The following is a 16068-nucleotide window of genomic DNA, read 5'->3' as shown; positions in this document are numbered from 1 at the left end:
CAGGGGAACACTTTGCGCTGTTTATGGGCTGAAAATAATTGGGTTTTGAAATAAAATTGATCGCCGAGGCCCATAGAATGGAGGCCTTTTAAAGTTGGCGTCGATATTGCTTTGTTAAAAGGTTAAACTTCTATTCTTCTCATGCATTTTCTGCTTGAGATGTCAATCGCCTAGCTAGCGCTTTAGGTGCATCTGTAACTAGTTGTCGCATTGAAGAAATATACAGTTTCTGCCTCTCGCTAGAATGCCGCTCACTCAGCCGAAGCCGTACATTGCCTGCGCACTGCGTAGTTTGATGGCGAGTTAACTATAATTCATGCATAGCTGAATGCGTTTGCACCTAACACTGCCATCCGTTGCCATTCCCACTCGAAGGAGTCACAAGATGAAGAAGATTGCACTTCTCGGCGCACTGGCGCTATCCGTTCTGTCGCCGCTGACCATGGCTGATGATGCAAAGCCACTGCGGATAGGGATTGAAGCTGCATTCCCGCCGTTTGCTTACAAGACTCCAGAAGGTCAAATCACTGGTTTTGACTACGATATCGGTAATGCCCTGTGCGAGCAGATGCAGGTTAAATGTGTTTGGATCGAGCAAGAATTCGATGGTCTGATCCCAGCCCTGAAAGTTCGCAAGTTCGACGCGGTACTGTCTTCCATGACTATTACTGCAGACCGTCTGAAGTCGGTGGATTTCTCCAAGAAGTACTACCACACCCCGGCCAAGCTCGGCATGAAGGCGGGTACTGTGATCAATGATCCACTGGTTGACCTCAAGGGTAAGAAGGTTGGCGTTCAGCGCGCCTCGATCTACGACCGTTACGCAACCGACGTCTTGGCACCTGCCGGTGTTGAAGTTGTACGTTACAGCTCGCAGAACGAAATCTTCCTTGATCTGACAGCAGGCCGCGTTGATGCAACCTTGGCTGATGCAGTCAACATCGACGATGGCTTCCTCAAAACCGACGCTGGCAAAGGCTATGCATTGGTTGGTCCAGACTTTAACGATCAGAAGTACTTCGGTGAAGGCGCAGGTATCGCTGTCCGTAAAGGCGATACTGAGCTCGCAAACAAAATCAGCACTGCGATTGAAGACATCCGTGCTAACGGTAAATACAAAGAAGTTCAGGATAAGTACTTCGACTTTAACGTCTACGGCGAGTAATCGCTGCTACTGAAAGTGGCGCACACGGATCTTGTGCAGCTATCAATCCGTTGGTGAACGTACGCCGTGCAGGGTTCTGGCATTGCACGGTCGGCGCCACTTTTCGATGCACTCTCAAGCGCCATCCGGCGCCTGCATGAGGAAATTAGAGCATGCTCAATGGCTATGGCTCGACCATTCTTGAAGGTGCTTGGCTAACCGTGATTCTGGCCCTGACTTCAATGGCAGTGGCGACTATTCTCGGCTTGTTGTGCGCAGCTTTTCGCCTGTCACCTATTAAGTGGCTGGCAATATTGGGCGAAACCTACGCCACTGTAGTGCGCGGTATTCCCGATTTGGTGCTGATCCTGCTGATTTTTTATGGCGGTCAGGACATGGTTAATCGCCTTGCACCGATGCTCGGCTATGACGACTACATCGACATCAACCCCTTTGTTGCGGGGGTGTTTACCATGGGCTTTATCTTCGGCGCGTACTTGTCCGAAACCTTCCGTGGCGCTTTTATGGCGATCCCTAAAGGCCAGGCGGAGGCGGGCGCTGCTTATGGTATGGGCAATATCAAGGTGTTCTTTCGCATCCTTGTGCCGCAAATGATTCGCTTCGCGATTCCAGGTTTCACCAACAACTGGTTGGTGCTGACCAAGGCCACGGCGCTGATTTCAGTCGTGGGCCTGCAAGACATGATGTTCAAGGCCAAGAGTGCTGCTGATGCAACGCGCGAGCCTTTTACCTTTTACCTTGCCGTCGCCGCGCTCTATCTGGTGCTGACCAGCGTGTCATTGCTGGCTCTGCGTTATCTCGAGAAACGTTACTCGGTCGGCACTAAAGCCGCTGATCTGTGAGTAGGGGAGCGCACCGATGATTTTTGATTACAACATTATCTGGGACAGCCTGCCGCTGTACTTCAGTGGTGTACTGGTCACCCTTAAACTGCTGCTGATCTCCTTGTTGATTGGCTTGATGCTGGCGATTCCGCTGGCTTTGATGCGCGTTTCGAAGTCGGCAGTTATCAACTTCCCCGCATGGCTCTATACCTATGTCATTCGTGGTACGCCGATGCTGGTGCAACTGTTCTTGATCTACTACGGTTTGGCGCAGTTTGAGGCGGTGCGTGAAAGCGTGCTGTGGCCCTATTTCTCCAATGCATCCTTCTGCGCCTGTGTGGCATTTGCGATTAATACCAGTGCCTACACGGCTGAAATTCTGGCGGGCAGCCTCAAGGCTACCCCCCATGGCGAGATTGAAGCAGCCAAGGCCATGGGTATGTCGCGGGTTAAGCTTTACCGGCGTATTTTACTGCCGTCGGCTATTCGCCGGGCGTTGCCGCAATACAGCAACGAAGTAATCATGATGCTGCACACCACCAGTCTGGCTTCGATCGTCACACTAATCGATATTACCGGTGCTGCGCGCACGGTCAGCTCGCAGTACTACTTACCCTTTGAAGCATTCATCACCGCAGGTGTCTTCTACCTGTGCCTGACCTTTATTTTGGTGCGCCTGTTCAAGCTGGCCGAACGCCGCTGGTTGGCCTACCTGGCCCCGCGCAAGCACTGAGGAGAGATTGATGCAGCGTATTGATCATCTATTGCCCTGGAGCACGCCCGGCACCGAGCGTCGCCTCTCGGTGTTCCGTTTTGGTAGCGGTGAGCGCAAGGTTTATATTCAAGCCTCCCTGCATGCCGATGAGTTGCCGGGTATGCGCGTTGCTGTTGAACTCAAGCGCCGTTTGCTTGAGTTGGAGCAACAAGGCCAGCTCAATGCGGTGATCGAGTTGGTGCCCGTTGCCAACCCCATCGGGCTTGGACAAATGGTTCAAGGTCAGCATCAAGGTCGCTATGAACTGTGCAGCGGGCATAATTTCAACCGCGACTTTGTTGATCTGGCTGCAGCCGTCGCACCTGAGCTTGAAGGTCGGTTGGGCGCTGATGTGGTGGCCAATACGCAGCTGATTCGCGCGGCTATGGCTGAGGTGCTTGCGGGGTTGGCGCCTGCCCAGTCGCAGCTCGAAGCTATGCAGCGGTTGCTGTTGCAGCACGCTTGCAATGCAGATGTGGTGCTTGACCTGCACTGTGATTTTGAAGCGGCCGTTCACCTTTATGCAATTCCCCAGCACTGGCCAGTCTTGCGTTCGCTAGCGGCTCGACTGCAAGCGGGCACGGCGCTGCTCGCCGAAGACTCGGGTGGTTCATCTTTTGATGAGGCCTGTTCAGGTCCTTGGTTGCGTCTGGCTCAGCGTTTTGCCGATGCGGCAATTGAACCAGTTTGCGTAGCCTCGACCATTGAACTGGGTGGGATGGAGCGTACAGAGCGCGATCAGGCGGCGGCCGATGCTGAGTCGATTCTGGCGTTTCTTGCAGAGCAGGGTTTCATCCGGGGTGAGTGGCCAGCAGCGCCTGATGAGTGCTGTGATGCTGTGCCCTTTGCCGGAACTGAAATGCTCTATCCTCCGCATTCAGGTGTGGTGAGTTTCCTCCAGCCTGCGGGTGCATATGTTGAGGCAGGGACACCGGTATTTGAGGTGATTGATCCGCTCGACGACCAGCGCAGTGTGGTTTGTGCAGGTACATCAGGTGTGATTTTTGCGATTGAGCGCATGCGCTTTGCTCAGCCGGGACGCTGGTTGGCCAAGGTGGCCGGACATCAATCTATACGTCAGGGCCGCTTACTTAGCGACTGATTTCACTGCATTCGAGAGTCGACACCATGTACAAACTTGAAGTCCAGGACTTGCACAAGCGCTACGGCACCCACGAAGTGCTTAAAGGTGTTTCGCTGTCTGCGAAAGCCGGGGATGTGATCAGTATTATTGGTTCCAGCGGTTCTGGTAAAAGCACCTTCTTGCGTTGCATCAACATGCTTGAGCAGCCTCATGGCGGCAAGATTTTGCTCAACAATGAAGAGCTGAAGTTGGTTGCCAGTAAAGACGGCGCGCTGAAGGCCGCAGACCCAAAACAGTTGCAGCGCATGCGCTCGCGACTGGCGATGGTGTTCCAGCACTTTAACCTGTGGTCACATATGAGTGCCTTGGAAAACGTCATTGAAGCGCCGATCCATGTGCTTGGCGTGTCGAAGAAAGAAGCCCTTGAGAAAGCGGAGCACTACTTGAATAAAGTCGGTGTGGCCCATCGCAAAGAGGCGTATCCAGCGCATATGTCTGGCGGCGAGCAGCAACGAGTTGCCATTGCTCGCGCGTTGGCGATGGAGCCTGAAGTCATGCTGTTCGATGAACCTACTTCAGCTTTGGACCCAGAGCTTGTGGGTGAAGTGCTTAAAGTGATGCAAGACCTCGCTCAAGAGGGGCGCACCATGGTGGTGGTCACTCACGAGATGGGGTTTGCGCGTGAAGTGTCGAACCAATTGGTGTTCCTGCATAAAGGTGTTGTTGAAGAGCGCGGCTGCCCACGTGAAGTGTTGGCGAACCCGCAATCGGACCGCCTGAAGCAGTTTCTCTCCGGTAGCCTAAAATAAGCACCTTAATTGCGTGGGGTCATTGGCGAACCTTGCTCAATGACCTCATAACAGAGTTAAACTGCCCCGAATGAATGCCCACCGAATTGGCTTCCTGATCTGGCCCTCAACCAAGCCGCTTACCCTGGCAATGGCTGAGGAAGCGTTGCGCGTCGCCCAGCGTGTCCACCCCGAAGTGGTCTATGAGCTTAGCTTCTTGCAAGCTGAGCCTCAGGCCGAAGCGACAACGGCTGGTTGGTCGCTTCCGGGTGAGCCTTGGACGGGCAAGTTAGAGGGGCTGCAGCGTTTGTTTTTGCTGGCGGATGAGCCGCCAGCAAACATTGCGCTGGGTCTGTCGAGCGCGGTTAAGCAGCTTGTGCGCAGTGGTTGTGTGATTGGTGCAATCGCCGCAGGGGTTTATCCGTTGGCGCAGATAGGCTTGCTCGATGGTTATCGAGCCTCTGTGCATTGGCGCTGGCAGGATGACTTCGCAGAGCGTTTTCCCAAGGTCATTGCGACCAGCCACCTGTTTGATTGGGACCGTGATCGTTTGACGGCCTGTGGCGGCATGGCAGTGATGGATTTGATGCTGGCCTTGTTGGCGCGCGACCACGGCGCGGAGCTTGCCGGTGCGGTCAGTGAAGAGATGGTGGTTGAGCGTATTCGTGAAGGTGGCGAGCGTCAGCGTATTCCGCTGCAGAATCGTTTGGGTTCAAGTCATCCAAAACTGACCCAGGCGGTGCTGTTGATGGAAGCCAATATCGAAGAGCCGCTGACCACTGATGAAATTGCTCAGCACGTGTGCGTGTCGCGCAGGCAGCTGGAGCGTATTTTCAAGCAATACCTCAATCGCGTCCCGAGTCAGTATTACCTTGAGTTGCGTCTGAACAAGGCTCGCCAGTTACTGATGCAAACCAGTAAGTCGATCATTCAGATTGGTTTGTCATGCGGCTTCTCTTCAGGCCCGCATTTCTCCAGCGCATACCGCAACTTCTTTGGTGCCACCCCCCGTGAAGACCGCAATCAGCGCCGGAGTAACAGCCCATTCGAGCTGACTTCGACGCCAATTGAGCGCGGCTGATAAGGCGCGGGAGCAATGCCTGCGCCTTTGGATCCCTAGCTGACCACGACCTCATCGCGACGTTTCTTGCGGCGCTTGATGTTGAGAGCTATAGCAACGATCAGGATCAGCAGCACGCTGAAGAAAATCGTATTGAACCAGGGGAAGGGTTCGCTGCGGCTGTCCGTTGCTTCTATGTGGGTGATATTGGGGAAGACGGAGAGTATCTGAATCCGCCAGCCGTAATAGCGGATCAGCGCCAGCTGCTGGGTGTCACGTGAATAGCCTTGGGCGCGGGCCTGTTCATCAGCAGAGTCAAACTTGAAGTACCACGGGAAGCTCCAGCCAGTATCTTCGTTGCGATAAACAACGACTTTTTTGCTGTCTGGATCCTCGGTGTTAATAAAATAAACGTCTCGGGTTGGCCCATCTGCCGGGTTCTCAGCATTGATTACGCCGTCATGGTCGACACGTTTAACTTCGACGCCAGTGACCAGCACCACCTTATGCTGGGGCAGTATGTAAAACAGTCCTAGCGCGCTAGCGCCGACAACCAGAATGAGCGCGCCCAGTATCAGCCCTTTTAACCACTTCATGTACAGACTCCATTGGTAATTAAGCGAATATTGCCTGATTTCTCCGGCCAAGGTTCAGATGTTCAGTTGCAAATAGGCCTGATCTAGCTCAATAGACATTGGATGAAACAACTTTACTCCGCTGCAGGTGAGCCGGTAAAAAGTTCAGGCGCGTCAATTGGCCCCATTGGCAAGTGTCAGGCCGCTGATGCAAGGTGTTTTTGCGCACGGGTTTCACTGATTTACTCGCTGTAACAGTCAATTGATACAAAGTTTTGCCGGTCGTTTTCGGCAACAGGCAAGCTGATATTATTGGCGCTTACAATAACCAAACGGACACCTATGTACGGGCAGTCGATATCTCTGTTCTCTGGCTTATCAAGCACAGCTCCTAAGTCAGAGCCTGAAGGGGCTTTTTGCGGGTTCAACAATTAAATCATGCAGGTGAGCCTCTACCCTGATGATAGAACCTCCTTTTCCTCTTTGAGATCAGCCGCAGCAACCCTGAACAGGTTAGCTGTTTCGCTCGTGCACGTTGATAGGAGCTCCAGATGATTTGGTTTCTCGAAGGGCAATCCAGTCAGCGTGACATCATTGTTGGTGCGCGCGAAGCATTGCCTGCCGATGCGAAAATTTTCGCCTCCCATCGCCAGGTTCGTCCAGAAATTACTGGCCTGGCTGACATTAGTTTTATTGAGCCGACGGATACCAAAGCGCGCATCGAGTGGGTATTGCGAACTGCCGAAGACAACGGCATCAAGGTCATAGTAGCGGGTCGCGAGGGCCGTTTGATTGAGCTTGCGCGCCCAGCGTTTGCAGCGGCAGGCCTGACCTTGATAACCGGTGGGTTATCGATCGAAACCTTCAATACAGTCGATGACAAGAGCCTGTTCACCGCTGAAGCTGAGCGCGCAGGCTTGGACTGTGTGCCTGCAATCACCGTTAGCAATGCACAGCAACTGACGGCCGCCTATGCCACGCTCGCGAGTCAGGGTGAAGTTTGCATCAAGCCGGTTGTTGGCATTTATGGTGAGGGCTTCTGGCGTTTCAAGCAGGATGCAGACCCTTTCCGTTGTTTTGCCAAGACGGCTGTGCGCGAAGTCAATTTTGAGACCTATCTGCAGGCCTACTCTGCGGCTGAGGATCGGCCGGCGATGCTGGTGATGCCCTATATGGAAGGCAGCGAGTGCTCGGTGGACATCGTTTGCGAGGCGGGCCATGCAGTTGCATTTGTAGGCCGTCGCAAGGCGGGGCTTTACCAAAGCTTTGAGCGTGAAGGTGCCGCTGTTCAGTTAGCGCTACAGGCAGCCGAGCATTTTGGCTGCGATGGCATTGTCAACGTTCAGACCCGTGATGATGCGGACGGCAAACCCCATCTGCTGGAAATAAACCCGCGTTACTCGGGTGGGATCGGTTATACCCGTGCTGCGGGTGTCAACTTGCCGGGCATCTTTGCGGCGCGTCGCTTGGGCTTCAAGGAGCCCGTCAGCGTTTGGCAAGGTGATGTTCGGGTCAAGGCTGTCACTGTTGCTGTGCCTGTGACGGTTTGACCTTCGATGACTAACCAAGGCTCGATTCAGCCAAACATTGCTGCGGATCTTACCCGTCAATCTCAGGAAGAGAGCATGACCGGTCAGGGTGGGTGTAAACCATGATGCGATTGATCCCTGGTGCTAACGCGGCAATACCCAGCCCCCAGAGCGAGTGGACGTTGCAGTCCAGCGGCTCAAGTGCGTTTGGGGAGTTTGCTGCCGTTGCATTACTGCCGGTTGATGAAAAGCGCCAGCACAAAGGTCCAGCCGCGCTGTTTCATATTGAGCGCGAGTGGATGGAGTGGAGCGGCGGGCCGGAAAAAATCGGCTGCAGTGTCAATTTGGCAAAGCTGCCGCAGGGAGCTGACCGGCTGCTCATGGTGGTCTATAGCTATGGGGCAGCAGGCCCGCTTAGCGCACTTAAAACCTTGCACTTGCAGGTGGACAACCAAATCGAGTGCAGGCTCGACCTCGGCGAGACCGGTGAGTCTGCACTTATCATCGGTGAGTACTACAACCGTAATGACCTATGGAAATTTCGCGCCCTGGCGGAAGGCTCTGCTTACGGTTTGTCGGCGCTGGGCCGTCGAATTGGGCTCGATATTGATGATGCCCATCCCAAGGGCCGCACGATGCCCTCGGAATCGGGTCAAACAAGTACAGGTGCTACGGGAACTGGCTTTGCCGTTTCCACCAATCACATATTGACCTGTGCCCACGTTATTGAAGGCATGCAGGAAATACACATCGCCTCTTTTGAGGGGCGCTACCGGGCGGAGCCTGTGGTGGTCGACCGTGGCAATGATTTCGCACTGCTAAGGGTGCTGGAAAGCCCTGGCCTGAAGGCTGTTGTGTTCAAGGATGGCGCTGGTTGTGATCTGGGCGAGCCCGTGGTCGCCTTGGGTTTTCCGCTCGCCGGTCTGGCCGGTGGCGGTATGCATGTCACTCAAGGTGGCGTGTCGGCCTTGTTTGGTCTGCATAACGACTCCAGTCTGTTGCAGTTCACGGCACCGATTCAGCCAGGCTCGAGCGGCAGTCCTCTATTTGATTCAAGCGGCGCGGTGGTGGCAATGGTGACCTCAACCTGCCCAGACGCGCAGAACATGAATTTCGCTGTAAAGGGTGCTTTGGTCCTGTCTTTTCTCGAAGCATGCCGTATCGGCGCAGACAAAACGCCAAGCTCAAGAGCGCTGAACACTGCTGAGTTGGCGCGTGAAGCCCAGCCGTCATTGTGGCGTATCGAGGCGCGAAATCTGTAACCCTAAAGCGACTGGAGCCCATGGACGCGGCGTCAGGTCTTTACCGCACGCAAAACTAGGAACGTTGTTAATGGATCGTGACACTGCTACACATACGCTTAGCGCGCAACTGATGCGCGGCCTTCTCGAAGTTAAAGTCGAAGGCTCTGTAGGCGCACCTGAAGCATTGTTTGGTTTCGCCGAGCGCCACAATCCTAAGCGTGCATTTCTGTTCGTCTCCAAAGTGTTGGGGCGGCACATCCCTGTGCGTCCATCGGTGATGGATAAAAGCTTTGAACATCTGGCCGCAAAAATTCCGGCCGACCTGCCCGGGCCTGTTCTGGTTATCGGCATGGCGGAGACGGCCGTTGGTTTGGGTGCGGGGGTTCATCGCGCTTACAGCCGCAAGCGATCTGACACGGTTTATTTGGTCAGTACCCGGCACCCGACCGGCACTGATTTGTTTGCTCGATTTGAAGAAGAGCACAGCCACGCCAGCGCCCATTTGATTCATATGCCGGTCGATGCCGACGTGCGAGAAATGATGCTAAATGCCCGTTCGCTGGTGTTGGTCGACGATGAGGCTTCAACCGGCAAGACCTTTATCAACCTGCATCGCGCCTTGGTTGATGCGGGTTTGCGCCAGCTTCAGCGTGTGGTTACCTGCGTTTTGACTGATTGGTCTGGCAGTGCGGTTCGTGACAGCATTGATCAGCCGACTGATCAGGTATCTCTGTTACAAGGCTCTTATCGTTTTAACGAGGATATGGACGCGCCGCTGCCGGTGATGCCTGCTGTGGGGACTGTCGCAGCCGGAGACTGGCCGTTGTCACCGCGCAATGACTGGGGCCGCTTGGGCGTTCGGCATGTGGCAGACACCTTGGCCACAGGCTTGCAGGTCAAGCCGGGAGAGCGTGTCTTGGTGGTTGGCACCAGCGAGTTTGTCTGGCGTCCATTTCTGCTCGCTGAACGCCTTGAGCGAGCCGGTGCTGATGTTCACTTCAGCTCGACAAGTCGTTCGCCCATTGCGCTTGGTCATGCCATTGAGCATGCACTGTCGTTTTCTGACAATTATGGTCTTGGCATTCCCAACTTCCTCTACAACGTCAGCCCCGGTCAGTTTGATCGTGTGTTGATTTGCTCGGAAACGCCGGTGGCGGCAGTTTCCGCTCAGTTGCTAGACGCCCTCAATGCCGAGGTGATTGTCGATGAACAGTAATCGCCCGTTGGTACTGATTGATCTGGACGACACCCTGTTTCAAACCGCGCGCAAGATGGTCGAGGGTACACCTCGTTATACCGCAACACTCGACATTCAAGGCCAGCCAAACGGCTATATGAGCCCCGTGCAGAAATCCCTGGTCGAGTGGCTGCTGGCGAGCGCCGATGTTGTGCCCGTAACAGCGCGCAGCATTGAAGCATACAGTCGGGTGCAACTGCCGTTCAGCCATGGCGCAATCTGTGCGCACGGCGGGGTGATGCTTGAACCTAGCAGAACCCTTGATCAACATTGGCAAGCGCACATGACTGAGGTGCTTGCAGGTTACCAGGAGCGCCTTCGGGGCCTGAGCGCAGCCACGCTCGAGATCGGCAAGGCGCTTGGTATTTCACTGCGGGGTTGGGTGGTTGAGGAGCACGGCTTACAGCATTACGTGGTCACCAAACATAATGAGTCCAGCGATGAAGTGCTCAGCACCGTGCTGGCGGAGGTCCAGGCGCAGGGCTTGCTTAATGGCATGCATATTCACGGCAACAGCAACAATCTGGCGTTCCTGCCTGAAGGGCTGTCCAAGCGTGTGGCGGTTGAGGAGTGGTTACGCCGTGACCGTGAGATCAATGGCGAGCGACCGGTTCTGGGTTTTGGTGACAGCATCACCGACCTAGGGTTTATGGATGTGTGCCACATGTGGGCAACCCCTGCGCGCAGCCAATTGGCCAAGCTGGTGGAGCGCAGTCTATGACGCTTTCTCTTGGCAATCTGCACACCGTTGGCAGCGGCAGTTATGCGGCTGACGATGTGCACTTTTTGCTGCAACCGGTGCAGATTGAAGTCACCGATGTTGCGCAAAAGGAGCGCTTGATTCAAACCAAGCAAAAGCACTACTCGGAGATGATCAGCCAGGAACACGCGCCGACCTCAGTGCACAAAGCCTTATACGAACGTGCGCTGGAGCAAAATGGCAAGCGCATGGCTACAGATGTTCAAGCGTTGGCGCTGGCATTGAACCAAGCCTATGTAGGGCCGTCGATTGTATTGGTGTCCTTTGTACGTGCCGGTTTGCCTTTGGGTGTGCTGCTGCGTCGCGCACTAATCGATATGGGCCGTGATTGCCAACATTATGGAATCAGTATTGTCCGTGACCGTGGCATCGATAACCTTGCCTTGGAAGCCATTATTCAAGCGCACGGGGCGCAGAACATCGTATTTGTCGATGGATGGACGGGTAAAGGTGCCATTTCCGCTGAAATTAGGCGTAGCCTCAATGGTGACCCCCGATTCCCGGTCGATCCCCGTTTGGTTGTGCTTGCAGATCCTTGCGGGCGGGCTTGGTTATCGGCTTCAGCGGAGGATTGGATTATTCCCTCAGGCATTTTAGGTGCCACGGTTTCCGGCTTGGTTTCGCGCTCCATCTGGCCAGCAAACGGTGGGTTGCACGGCTGCATTGTCTACGATCATTTGACCGAACACGATGTGACCTGCGACTTCATTGAACAGATCGAAGTGCAGCGCCGTGCTCTGGGGCCAGTTATCCCGGCTGAGCCGTGGACTTTCGATCAGCGTGCGGCACTGCAGACGGCGGCCATAAAGGTAGTCGAATCCTTAGCTGCACGTTTTGATATCAGCAATCTAAACCGGATAAAACCGGGTATTGCTGAGGCGACCCGCGCAGTGCTGCGCCGGGTTCCTGACCACGTGTTGGTTCGTGACCGCAATGATGGCGATGTTCAGTTGCTGCTGCATCTCACCGAGGCTGTTGGCGTTCCGGTGGAAGAAGTCGGCAATGAGCTTGGCCCTTACAGAGCGGTGACCATCATTCGGAGTCTGAGCTGATGAATAAAGTGTCGCCGTACGCCCTCGGGGCCACGCTTTACATGCCCGCGATGCGCAGTGATCTGCTGGATGTTGTTTTCGCCACCAAGCTGCCCGAGTTGCGCTCATTGGTGGTGTGCCTGGAAGATGCAGTGGCAGAGACGGATGTTTGCAGCGCGCTGCAAAATCTCAGTGACTTGCTCGGTTCGATTGCTGCCCGTGGTGGACGCCCGGTTGGCGCACCACTGTTATTCGTCCGCCCACGGGACGCCGAGATGGCCGCGGTGCTTAATGACTGGCCACTCATGCGTCATGTTGATGGGTTCGTGGTGCCAAAATTGACGCTAAGCAATTTGGCTGCATGGGAAAAAGCCGTCACTAACCCTGATCTATACCTGATGCCGACCTTGGAGACGCCCGACGTCTTCAATCCAAATGCCATGGTCGAATTGGGTCAGGCGCTCAAGGCAAGTCTATTCGAAAGGGTTATCGCGTTACGTATTGGCGGTAATGATTTGATGGGCTGCTTGGGCCTGCGCCGTACACCGACTACCACCCTCTATAGCACGCCGATGTCCTATGTTATTCCGATGCTGGCTGGGGTCATGGGTTCACAAGGCTTTGCCTTGACCGCGCCGGTGTTTGAGCAGCTCGCAAATCCCGACTTGCTGAATGCGGAACTCGAACTGGATATTGCCCACGGCTTGGTCGGCAAGACGGCGATACATCCAAGTCAGGTCAGTGTCATACAAGACGCGCTGCGGGTGAGTCTCGAAGATTTGAACAGTGCCAAGCTGATCGTCAGTGATCTGGCACCGGCGGTATTCAAGCACAACGATGTAATGTGCGAACCTGCGACCCACTACAAGTGGGCGATGCGAACGCTTGAACGTGCTCGCTGGCTGGGTGTTAAACAAACTGAGACTGGCAACGGCGAAACGCCGGTCCTGCTGGCTGGAGCAGCTAGATAATGCACGAAATTCTTACGGCTGAAACGCAAGACAAACAGATGCTGTCGGTCTTTGACTTTGACGGAACCTTGACTCGGCGTGACAGTTTTGTCCCCTTTCTTAGATTTGCTTTTGGCAAACGTGAATTCATTCGCCGGATCTTTACCCTCGCACTGCCCAGTTTGCATTTCCTGTTTAGGCGTATGAACCGTGACGAGCTAAAAGCCCGTCTGATCGCCAAGTTTTTGACCGGTGTACAGGCTCAGTGGGTAGAGCAGCAAGCGCTGAAATTCTGCGAACGCTATTGGACCCAGTTGATGCGGCCTTCGGGTTTGCTTTCTGTCGCCTCTGAAATCGAGGCGGGGGCCGAAGTGACCCTGTGTTCAGCGTCTCCGGCACTGGTGCTCGGCCCATTCGCCAAGCGCCTTGGGATCAAATTGATTGCCACTGAACTTGAAGTGGTCGACGGTGTTTTGACCGGCCTCATCAGCGGCAATAACTGTCGCTGCGAGAACAAGGTACTCAGGCTTGAAGCGGTTTATGGACGGCTCGACCAGTACCGGCTAAGGGCATGGGGTGACACCCGTGGTGACCTTGAGCTGCTAGCCGCTGCGCAAGATGCGCACTGGCGTCATTTTCATTCGGCATGGCGGCGTGGCCGCATGCGCCGAGTCAAAGCACGAATTCAAAACGCGAGCGCTATTCGGCTCAAGTCCGAACAACAAGCGAACACTGACGATAAACAAGGAGCGTAACCATGGCACTTACTCTAAGTAAAAACCAGACGATCTCACTGGAAAAAACCGCGGGCAGCGGCTTGAGCAAAATCAGCCTGGGCCTTGGCTGGGATGCGGCTAAAAGCGGCTTTTTTGGCAAATTGCTGGGCAGCGGCGGCGAGATCGATCTTGATGCGTCTTGCATCCTGCTCGACAGCGAGCTGAAGCCAATCGACCTGGTTTGGTTCCGTCAACTTAAGTCCAACGACGGTTCGATCCAGCACTCAGGCGACAACCGCACCGGTGAAGGTGACGGCGATGACGAAACCATCAACGTTGACCTTCAACGCCTGCCTGAGTCGGTCAAGCACCTGGTGTTCACGGTTAATAGCTTCACTGGCCAGACCTTTGAAAAAGTTGAAAATGCCTATTGCCGTATCGTCAACGCCAGCAATAAGACCGAGCTAGCCCGTTTCAATCTGTCTGAGCGTGGCGGTCACACCGGCATCGTTATGGCGAGCCTGTCGCGTGGTAGCTCAGGCTGGGAATTCAAAGCAGTCGGCGTCAACACCAATGGTCGCACGGTTGATGACCTGGTTTCTCTGGCTGTGCAGGCGGTGCGTTAATGGCCACGCTCGTACCGGGTGGTAATGCACCGGTCGCCACCGGTCAACTCAGTGTTGAGATCAACTATTCGCCTATTACTGGGGCGGATATTGATGTCTCGGCTTTTATCTTAAACGCTGCCGGTAAAGTCCGCGGCGATAGCGATATGTGCTTTTACGGCCAGACCAGTGTCTTGGGCGGCGTCGTGCAGATGACCGAGTCGTCTGCCGGACGCGCTGTGTTTACCCTTGACCTGAGCCGGCTTGAACCTGTGGTTGAGAAAGTGGCATTGACCGCCACTATCTACGAGAACAAAGCCAGTTTCGATCGTGTTTCGCAGCTTTCGCTGGCCATCTCGGGCGGTATAGACGCTCAGCTTGAGACCAAGGGCATGCAGGAAACAGCGCTGATCCTTGGCGAGTTTTATCGCCGTCAGGGTGAGTGGAAGTTCCGTTGTGTTGCTCAGGGCTTTGCTGGTGGGCTTGAGCCTTTGGCCAAGCATTTTGGTGTTGAGGTGGCGGCACCTGCGCCTTCAGCAGCGCCTGCTCCGACACCTCCACCTACGCCGACCCCGCCTCCAGCTGAAGCGGTGAAGTCTTCGGTCAGCTTAAGCAAAGTCACGCTGGACAAGACTCGCAAATCCATCAGCCTGGAAAAAACCGCGTCTGGCTTCGGCGAGATCAAGGTCAACCTGAACTGGAATCAACGGCCCGCAAAAGGCGGTGGTTTCTTTTCTCGCAGTACTTCAATCGACCTTGATGTTGGCTGTTTGTATGAGCTTGAAAATGGCCAGAAGGGTGTGGTTCAAGCGCTGGGTAAAGCCTTCGGCAGCTTGACCCGTGAGCCTTACATTCAGTTGATGGGCGACGACCGAACCGGCTCGGTCGCTGGTGGTGAGTGGTTGCATATCAACGGTGCGAAGTGGAGTGAGGTGCGCCGTATTTTGTTCTTCGCCTTTATTTACGAAGGGGTTCCTAACTGGAAGGAAACGGACGGCGTTGTGACCATTTACATCCCAGGCCAACCCGACATCGAGGTACGCCTCAACGAGGAGGGTGGTCGTGAAGGGGTGTGCGCTATCGCTTTGCTGGAAAACGTAAACGGTGCCGTAAAAGTCACCCGCCAAGTTGATTTCCATCGCGGTCATGCGGTGATGGATAAGGCTTATGGCTGGGGCATGCGCTGGACAGCAGGTTCAAAATAGAAACCATGGCGCAGTCATTTGCCTGTGCCTATTGAGGAGAACTCAAATGCTTGAATGGCTAAAAACAAACGCAACAGCGGCGCGCGACAAACTGACCTCAGAGGTTGGCAAGTTTCGTAACCAGAAGTTTATGGACGCCACTACTGCAGGCTGCGCTTTGGTCGCGGCCGCTGATGGTGATATTTCCTCGGCTGAAAAATCGAAGATGGTCGGGTTTATCACTAACTCCCCTGAACTGAAAGTCTTCGACCTCAAGGATGTTATCAACTCATTCAATGACCATTGCGCGAAATTCGAGTTCGACCAACAAATTGGTCGCGCTGAGGCGCTGAAGGTCGTTAGCAAGCTCAAAGGCAATGATGGCGCGGCCCGTTTGCTGGTCCGCGTGGTTTCGGCTGTCGGTGCATCGGATGGCAATTTCGATGACGACGAAAAAGCGGTTTGCCGCTTGATTTGCCTTGAGCTTGACCTCAACCCAGCAGACTTTGATCTTTAAGGAACTCTACAAGTGGATACACATATTGGATTCCCACCGCTGACC

The 16068-nt window shown here is 54.7% G+C and carries 17 protein-coding genes; 16 read left to right on the top strand and 1 reads right to left on the bottom strand.

Annotation, left to right across the window (positions count from 1 at the left end; translation table 11 throughout):
- Nucleotides 1–385 precede the first annotated feature (385 nt).
- The 6 genes from ACIGCM_RS01525 to ACIGCM_RS01500 all read left to right on the top strand — a co-directional run bounded on the left by ACIGCM_RS01525 (nucleotide 386) and on the right by ACIGCM_RS01500 (nucleotide 5696).
- Nucleotides 386–1165 (top strand): ABC transporter substrate-binding protein, encoded by a 780-nt coding sequence (locus ACIGCM_RS01525; protein WP_397500279.1) that lies wholly within the window; start codon nucleotides 386–388, stop codon nucleotides 1163–1165.
- 152 nt (nucleotides 1166–1317) lie between these two features.
- Complete coding sequence (locus tag ACIGCM_RS01520) at nucleotides 1318–2007, top strand: ABC transporter permease (protein ID WP_397500278.1); 690 nt, start codon at nucleotides 1318–1320, stop codon at nucleotides 2005–2007.
- A gap of 16 nt (nucleotides 2008–2023) precedes the next feature.
- The gene (locus ACIGCM_RS01515; RefSeq protein WP_397500277.1) at nucleotides 2024–2722 is read left to right on the top strand and encodes an ABC transporter permease; all 699 of its coding nucleotides are present in this window, start codon (nucleotides 2024–2026) and stop codon (nucleotides 2720–2722) included.
- Between the two features lie 10 nt (nucleotides 2723–2732).
- Complete coding sequence (locus ACIGCM_RS01510) at nucleotides 2733–3845, top strand: succinylglutamate desuccinylase/aspartoacylase family protein (RefSeq protein ID WP_397500276.1); 1113 nt, start codon at nucleotides 2733–2735, stop codon at nucleotides 3843–3845.
- Nucleotides 3846–3871: 26 nt separating this feature from the next.
- The gene (locus ACIGCM_RS01505) at nucleotides 3872–4636 is read left to right on the top strand and encodes an ABC transporter ATP-binding protein (protein ID WP_397500275.1); all 765 of its coding nucleotides are present in this window, start codon (nucleotides 3872–3874) and stop codon (nucleotides 4634–4636) included.
- Nucleotides 4637–4706: 70 nt separating this feature from the next.
- The gene (locus ACIGCM_RS01500; RefSeq protein WP_397500274.1) at nucleotides 4707–5696 is read left to right on the top strand and encodes a GlxA family transcriptional regulator; all 990 of its coding nucleotides are present in this window, start codon (nucleotides 4707–4709) and stop codon (nucleotides 5694–5696) included.
- Between the two features lie 35 nt (nucleotides 5697–5731).
- Here ACIGCM_RS01500 and ACIGCM_RS01495 read toward each other — a convergent pair whose 3' ends face one another.
- Complete coding sequence (locus tag ACIGCM_RS01495) at nucleotides 5732–6271, bottom strand: DUF1523 family protein (protein ID WP_397500273.1); 540 nt, start codon at nucleotides 6269–6271, stop codon at nucleotides 5732–5734.
- A 530-nt stretch (nucleotides 6272–6801) separates the two neighbouring features.
- On the opposite strand from ACIGCM_RS01495, the gene ACIGCM_RS01490 reads away from it, so the two are divergent.
- The 10 genes from ACIGCM_RS01490 (at nucleotide 6802) to ACIGCM_RS01445 (ending at nucleotide 16023) form a co-directional block, all read left to right on the top strand.
- Nucleotides 6802–7800, top strand: a complete 999-nt coding sequence (locus ACIGCM_RS01490) for an ATP-grasp domain-containing protein (protein WP_397500272.1) — start codon at nucleotides 6802–6804, stop codon at nucleotides 7798–7800.
- Between the two features lie 101 nt (nucleotides 7801–7901).
- A complete protein-coding gene (locus ACIGCM_RS01485) occupies nucleotides 7902–9041 on the top strand; it encodes a trypsin-like peptidase domain-containing protein (RefSeq protein ID WP_397500271.1) in 1140 nt (379 codons plus the stop codon).
- Nucleotides 9042–9111: 70 nt separating this feature from the next.
- Nucleotides 9112–10239: a phosphoribosyltransferase domain-containing protein gene (locus ACIGCM_RS01480; protein ID WP_397500270.1), complete on the top strand. Its 1128-nt coding sequence runs from the start codon at nucleotides 9112–9114 to the stop codon at nucleotides 10237–10239.
- Nucleotides 10229–10981, top strand: coding sequence for a trehalose phosphatase (locus ACIGCM_RS01475; protein WP_397500269.1), 753 nt, complete (start codon nucleotides 10229–10231; stop codon nucleotides 10979–10981). The genes ACIGCM_RS01480 and ACIGCM_RS01475 overlap by 11 nt, the downstream gene beginning before the upstream one ends.
- Nucleotides 10978–12072, top strand: a complete 1095-nt coding sequence (locus ACIGCM_RS01470; RefSeq protein ID WP_397500268.1) for a cysteine protease StiP family protein — start codon at nucleotides 10978–10980, stop codon at nucleotides 12070–12072. Before ACIGCM_RS01475 ends, ACIGCM_RS01470 begins: the two co-directional genes overlap by 4 nt.
- A complete protein-coding gene (locus tag ACIGCM_RS01465; RefSeq protein ID WP_397500267.1) occupies nucleotides 12072–13022 on the top strand; it encodes an HpcH/HpaI aldolase/citrate lyase family protein in 951 nt (316 codons plus the stop codon). The genes ACIGCM_RS01470 and ACIGCM_RS01465 overlap by 1 nt, the downstream gene beginning before the upstream one ends.
- Nucleotides 13019–13756, top strand: coding sequence for an HAD family hydrolase (locus ACIGCM_RS01460; RefSeq protein ID WP_397501088.1), 738 nt, complete (start codon nucleotides 13019–13021; stop codon nucleotides 13754–13756). The genes ACIGCM_RS01465 and ACIGCM_RS01460 overlap by 4 nt, the downstream gene beginning before the upstream one ends.
- A gap of 2 nt (nucleotides 13757–13758) precedes the next feature.
- On the top strand, nucleotides 13759–14343 hold the full coding sequence (locus ACIGCM_RS01455) for a TerD family protein (protein WP_397500266.1): 585 nt from the start codon (nucleotides 13759–13761) through the stop codon (nucleotides 14341–14343).
- Nucleotides 14343–15527 carry a TerD family protein gene (locus tag ACIGCM_RS01450; protein ID WP_397500265.1) on the top strand — a complete coding sequence of 395 codons (1185 nt, stop codon included), beginning with the start codon at nucleotides 14343–14345 and terminating at the stop codon, nucleotides 15525–15527. The genes ACIGCM_RS01455 and ACIGCM_RS01450 overlap by 1 nt, the downstream gene beginning before the upstream one ends.
- A 46-nt stretch (nucleotides 15528–15573) precedes the next feature.
- Nucleotides 15574–16023, top strand: a complete 450-nt coding sequence (locus ACIGCM_RS01445) for a tellurite resistance TerB family protein (RefSeq protein WP_397500264.1) — start codon at nucleotides 15574–15576, stop codon at nucleotides 16021–16023.
- The last annotated feature ends 45 nt before the right edge of the window (nucleotides 16024–16068 follow it).

It is taken from the genome of Pseudomonas sp. NPDC078700 (assembly GCF_044542375.1).
Lineage (GTDB): Bacteria > Pseudomonadota > Gammaproteobacteria > Pseudomonadales > Pseudomonadaceae > Aquipseudomonas.
This window is presented reverse-complemented; position numbering and strand designations above follow the sequence as displayed.

Coding starts and splice junctions, on each gene's coding strand:
- ACIGCM_RS01455 (WP_397500266.1), top strand. CDS start 13,759: ATGGCACTTACTCTAAGTAAAAACCAGACGATCTCACTGGAAAAAACC.
- ACIGCM_RS01495 (WP_397500273.1), bottom strand. CDS start 6,271: ATGAAGTGGTTAAAAGGGCTGATACTGGGCGCGCTCATTCTGGTTGTC.
- ACIGCM_RS01515 (WP_397500277.1), top strand. CDS start 2,024: ATGATTTTTGATTACAACATTATCTGGGACAGCCTGCCGCTGTACTTC.
- ACIGCM_RS01510 (WP_397500276.1), top strand. CDS start 2,733: ATGCAGCGTATTGATCATCTATTGCCCTGGAGCACGCCCGGCACCGAG.
- ACIGCM_RS01490 (WP_397500272.1), top strand. CDS start 6,802: ATGATTTGGTTTCTCGAAGGGCAATCCAGTCAGCGTGACATCATTGTT.
- ACIGCM_RS01470 (WP_397500268.1), top strand. CDS start 10,978: ATGACGCTTTCTCTTGGCAATCTGCACACCGTTGGCAGCGGCAGTTAT.
- ACIGCM_RS01505 (WP_397500275.1), top strand. CDS start 3,872: ATGTACAAACTTGAAGTCCAGGACTTGCACAAGCGCTACGGCACCCAC.
- ACIGCM_RS01520 (WP_397500278.1), top strand. CDS start 1,318: ATGCTCAATGGCTATGGCTCGACCATTCTTGAAGGTGCTTGGCTAACC.
- ACIGCM_RS01525 (WP_397500279.1), top strand. CDS start 386: ATGAAGAAGATTGCACTTCTCGGCGCACTGGCGCTATCCGTTCTGTCG.
- ACIGCM_RS01465 (WP_397500267.1), top strand. CDS start 12,072: ATGAATAAAGTGTCGCCGTACGCCCTCGGGGCCACGCTTTACATGCCC.
- ACIGCM_RS01445 (WP_397500264.1), top strand. CDS start 15,574: ATGCTTGAATGGCTAAAAACAAACGCAACAGCGGCGCGCGACAAACTG.
- ACIGCM_RS01480 (WP_397500270.1), top strand. CDS start 9,112: ATGGATCGTGACACTGCTACACATACGCTTAGCGCGCAACTGATGCGC.
- ACIGCM_RS01450 (WP_397500265.1), top strand. CDS start 14,343: ATGGCCACGCTCGTACCGGGTGGTAATGCACCGGTCGCCACCGGTCAA.
- ACIGCM_RS01475 (WP_397500269.1), top strand. CDS start 10,229: ATGAACAGTAATCGCCCGTTGGTACTGATTGATCTGGACGACACCCTG.
- ACIGCM_RS01485 (WP_397500271.1), top strand. CDS start 7,902: ATGATGCGATTGATCCCTGGTGCTAACGCGGCAATACCCAGCCCCCAG.
- ACIGCM_RS01500 (WP_397500274.1), top strand. CDS start 4,707: ATGAATGCCCACCGAATTGGCTTCCTGATCTGGCCCTCAACCAAGCCG.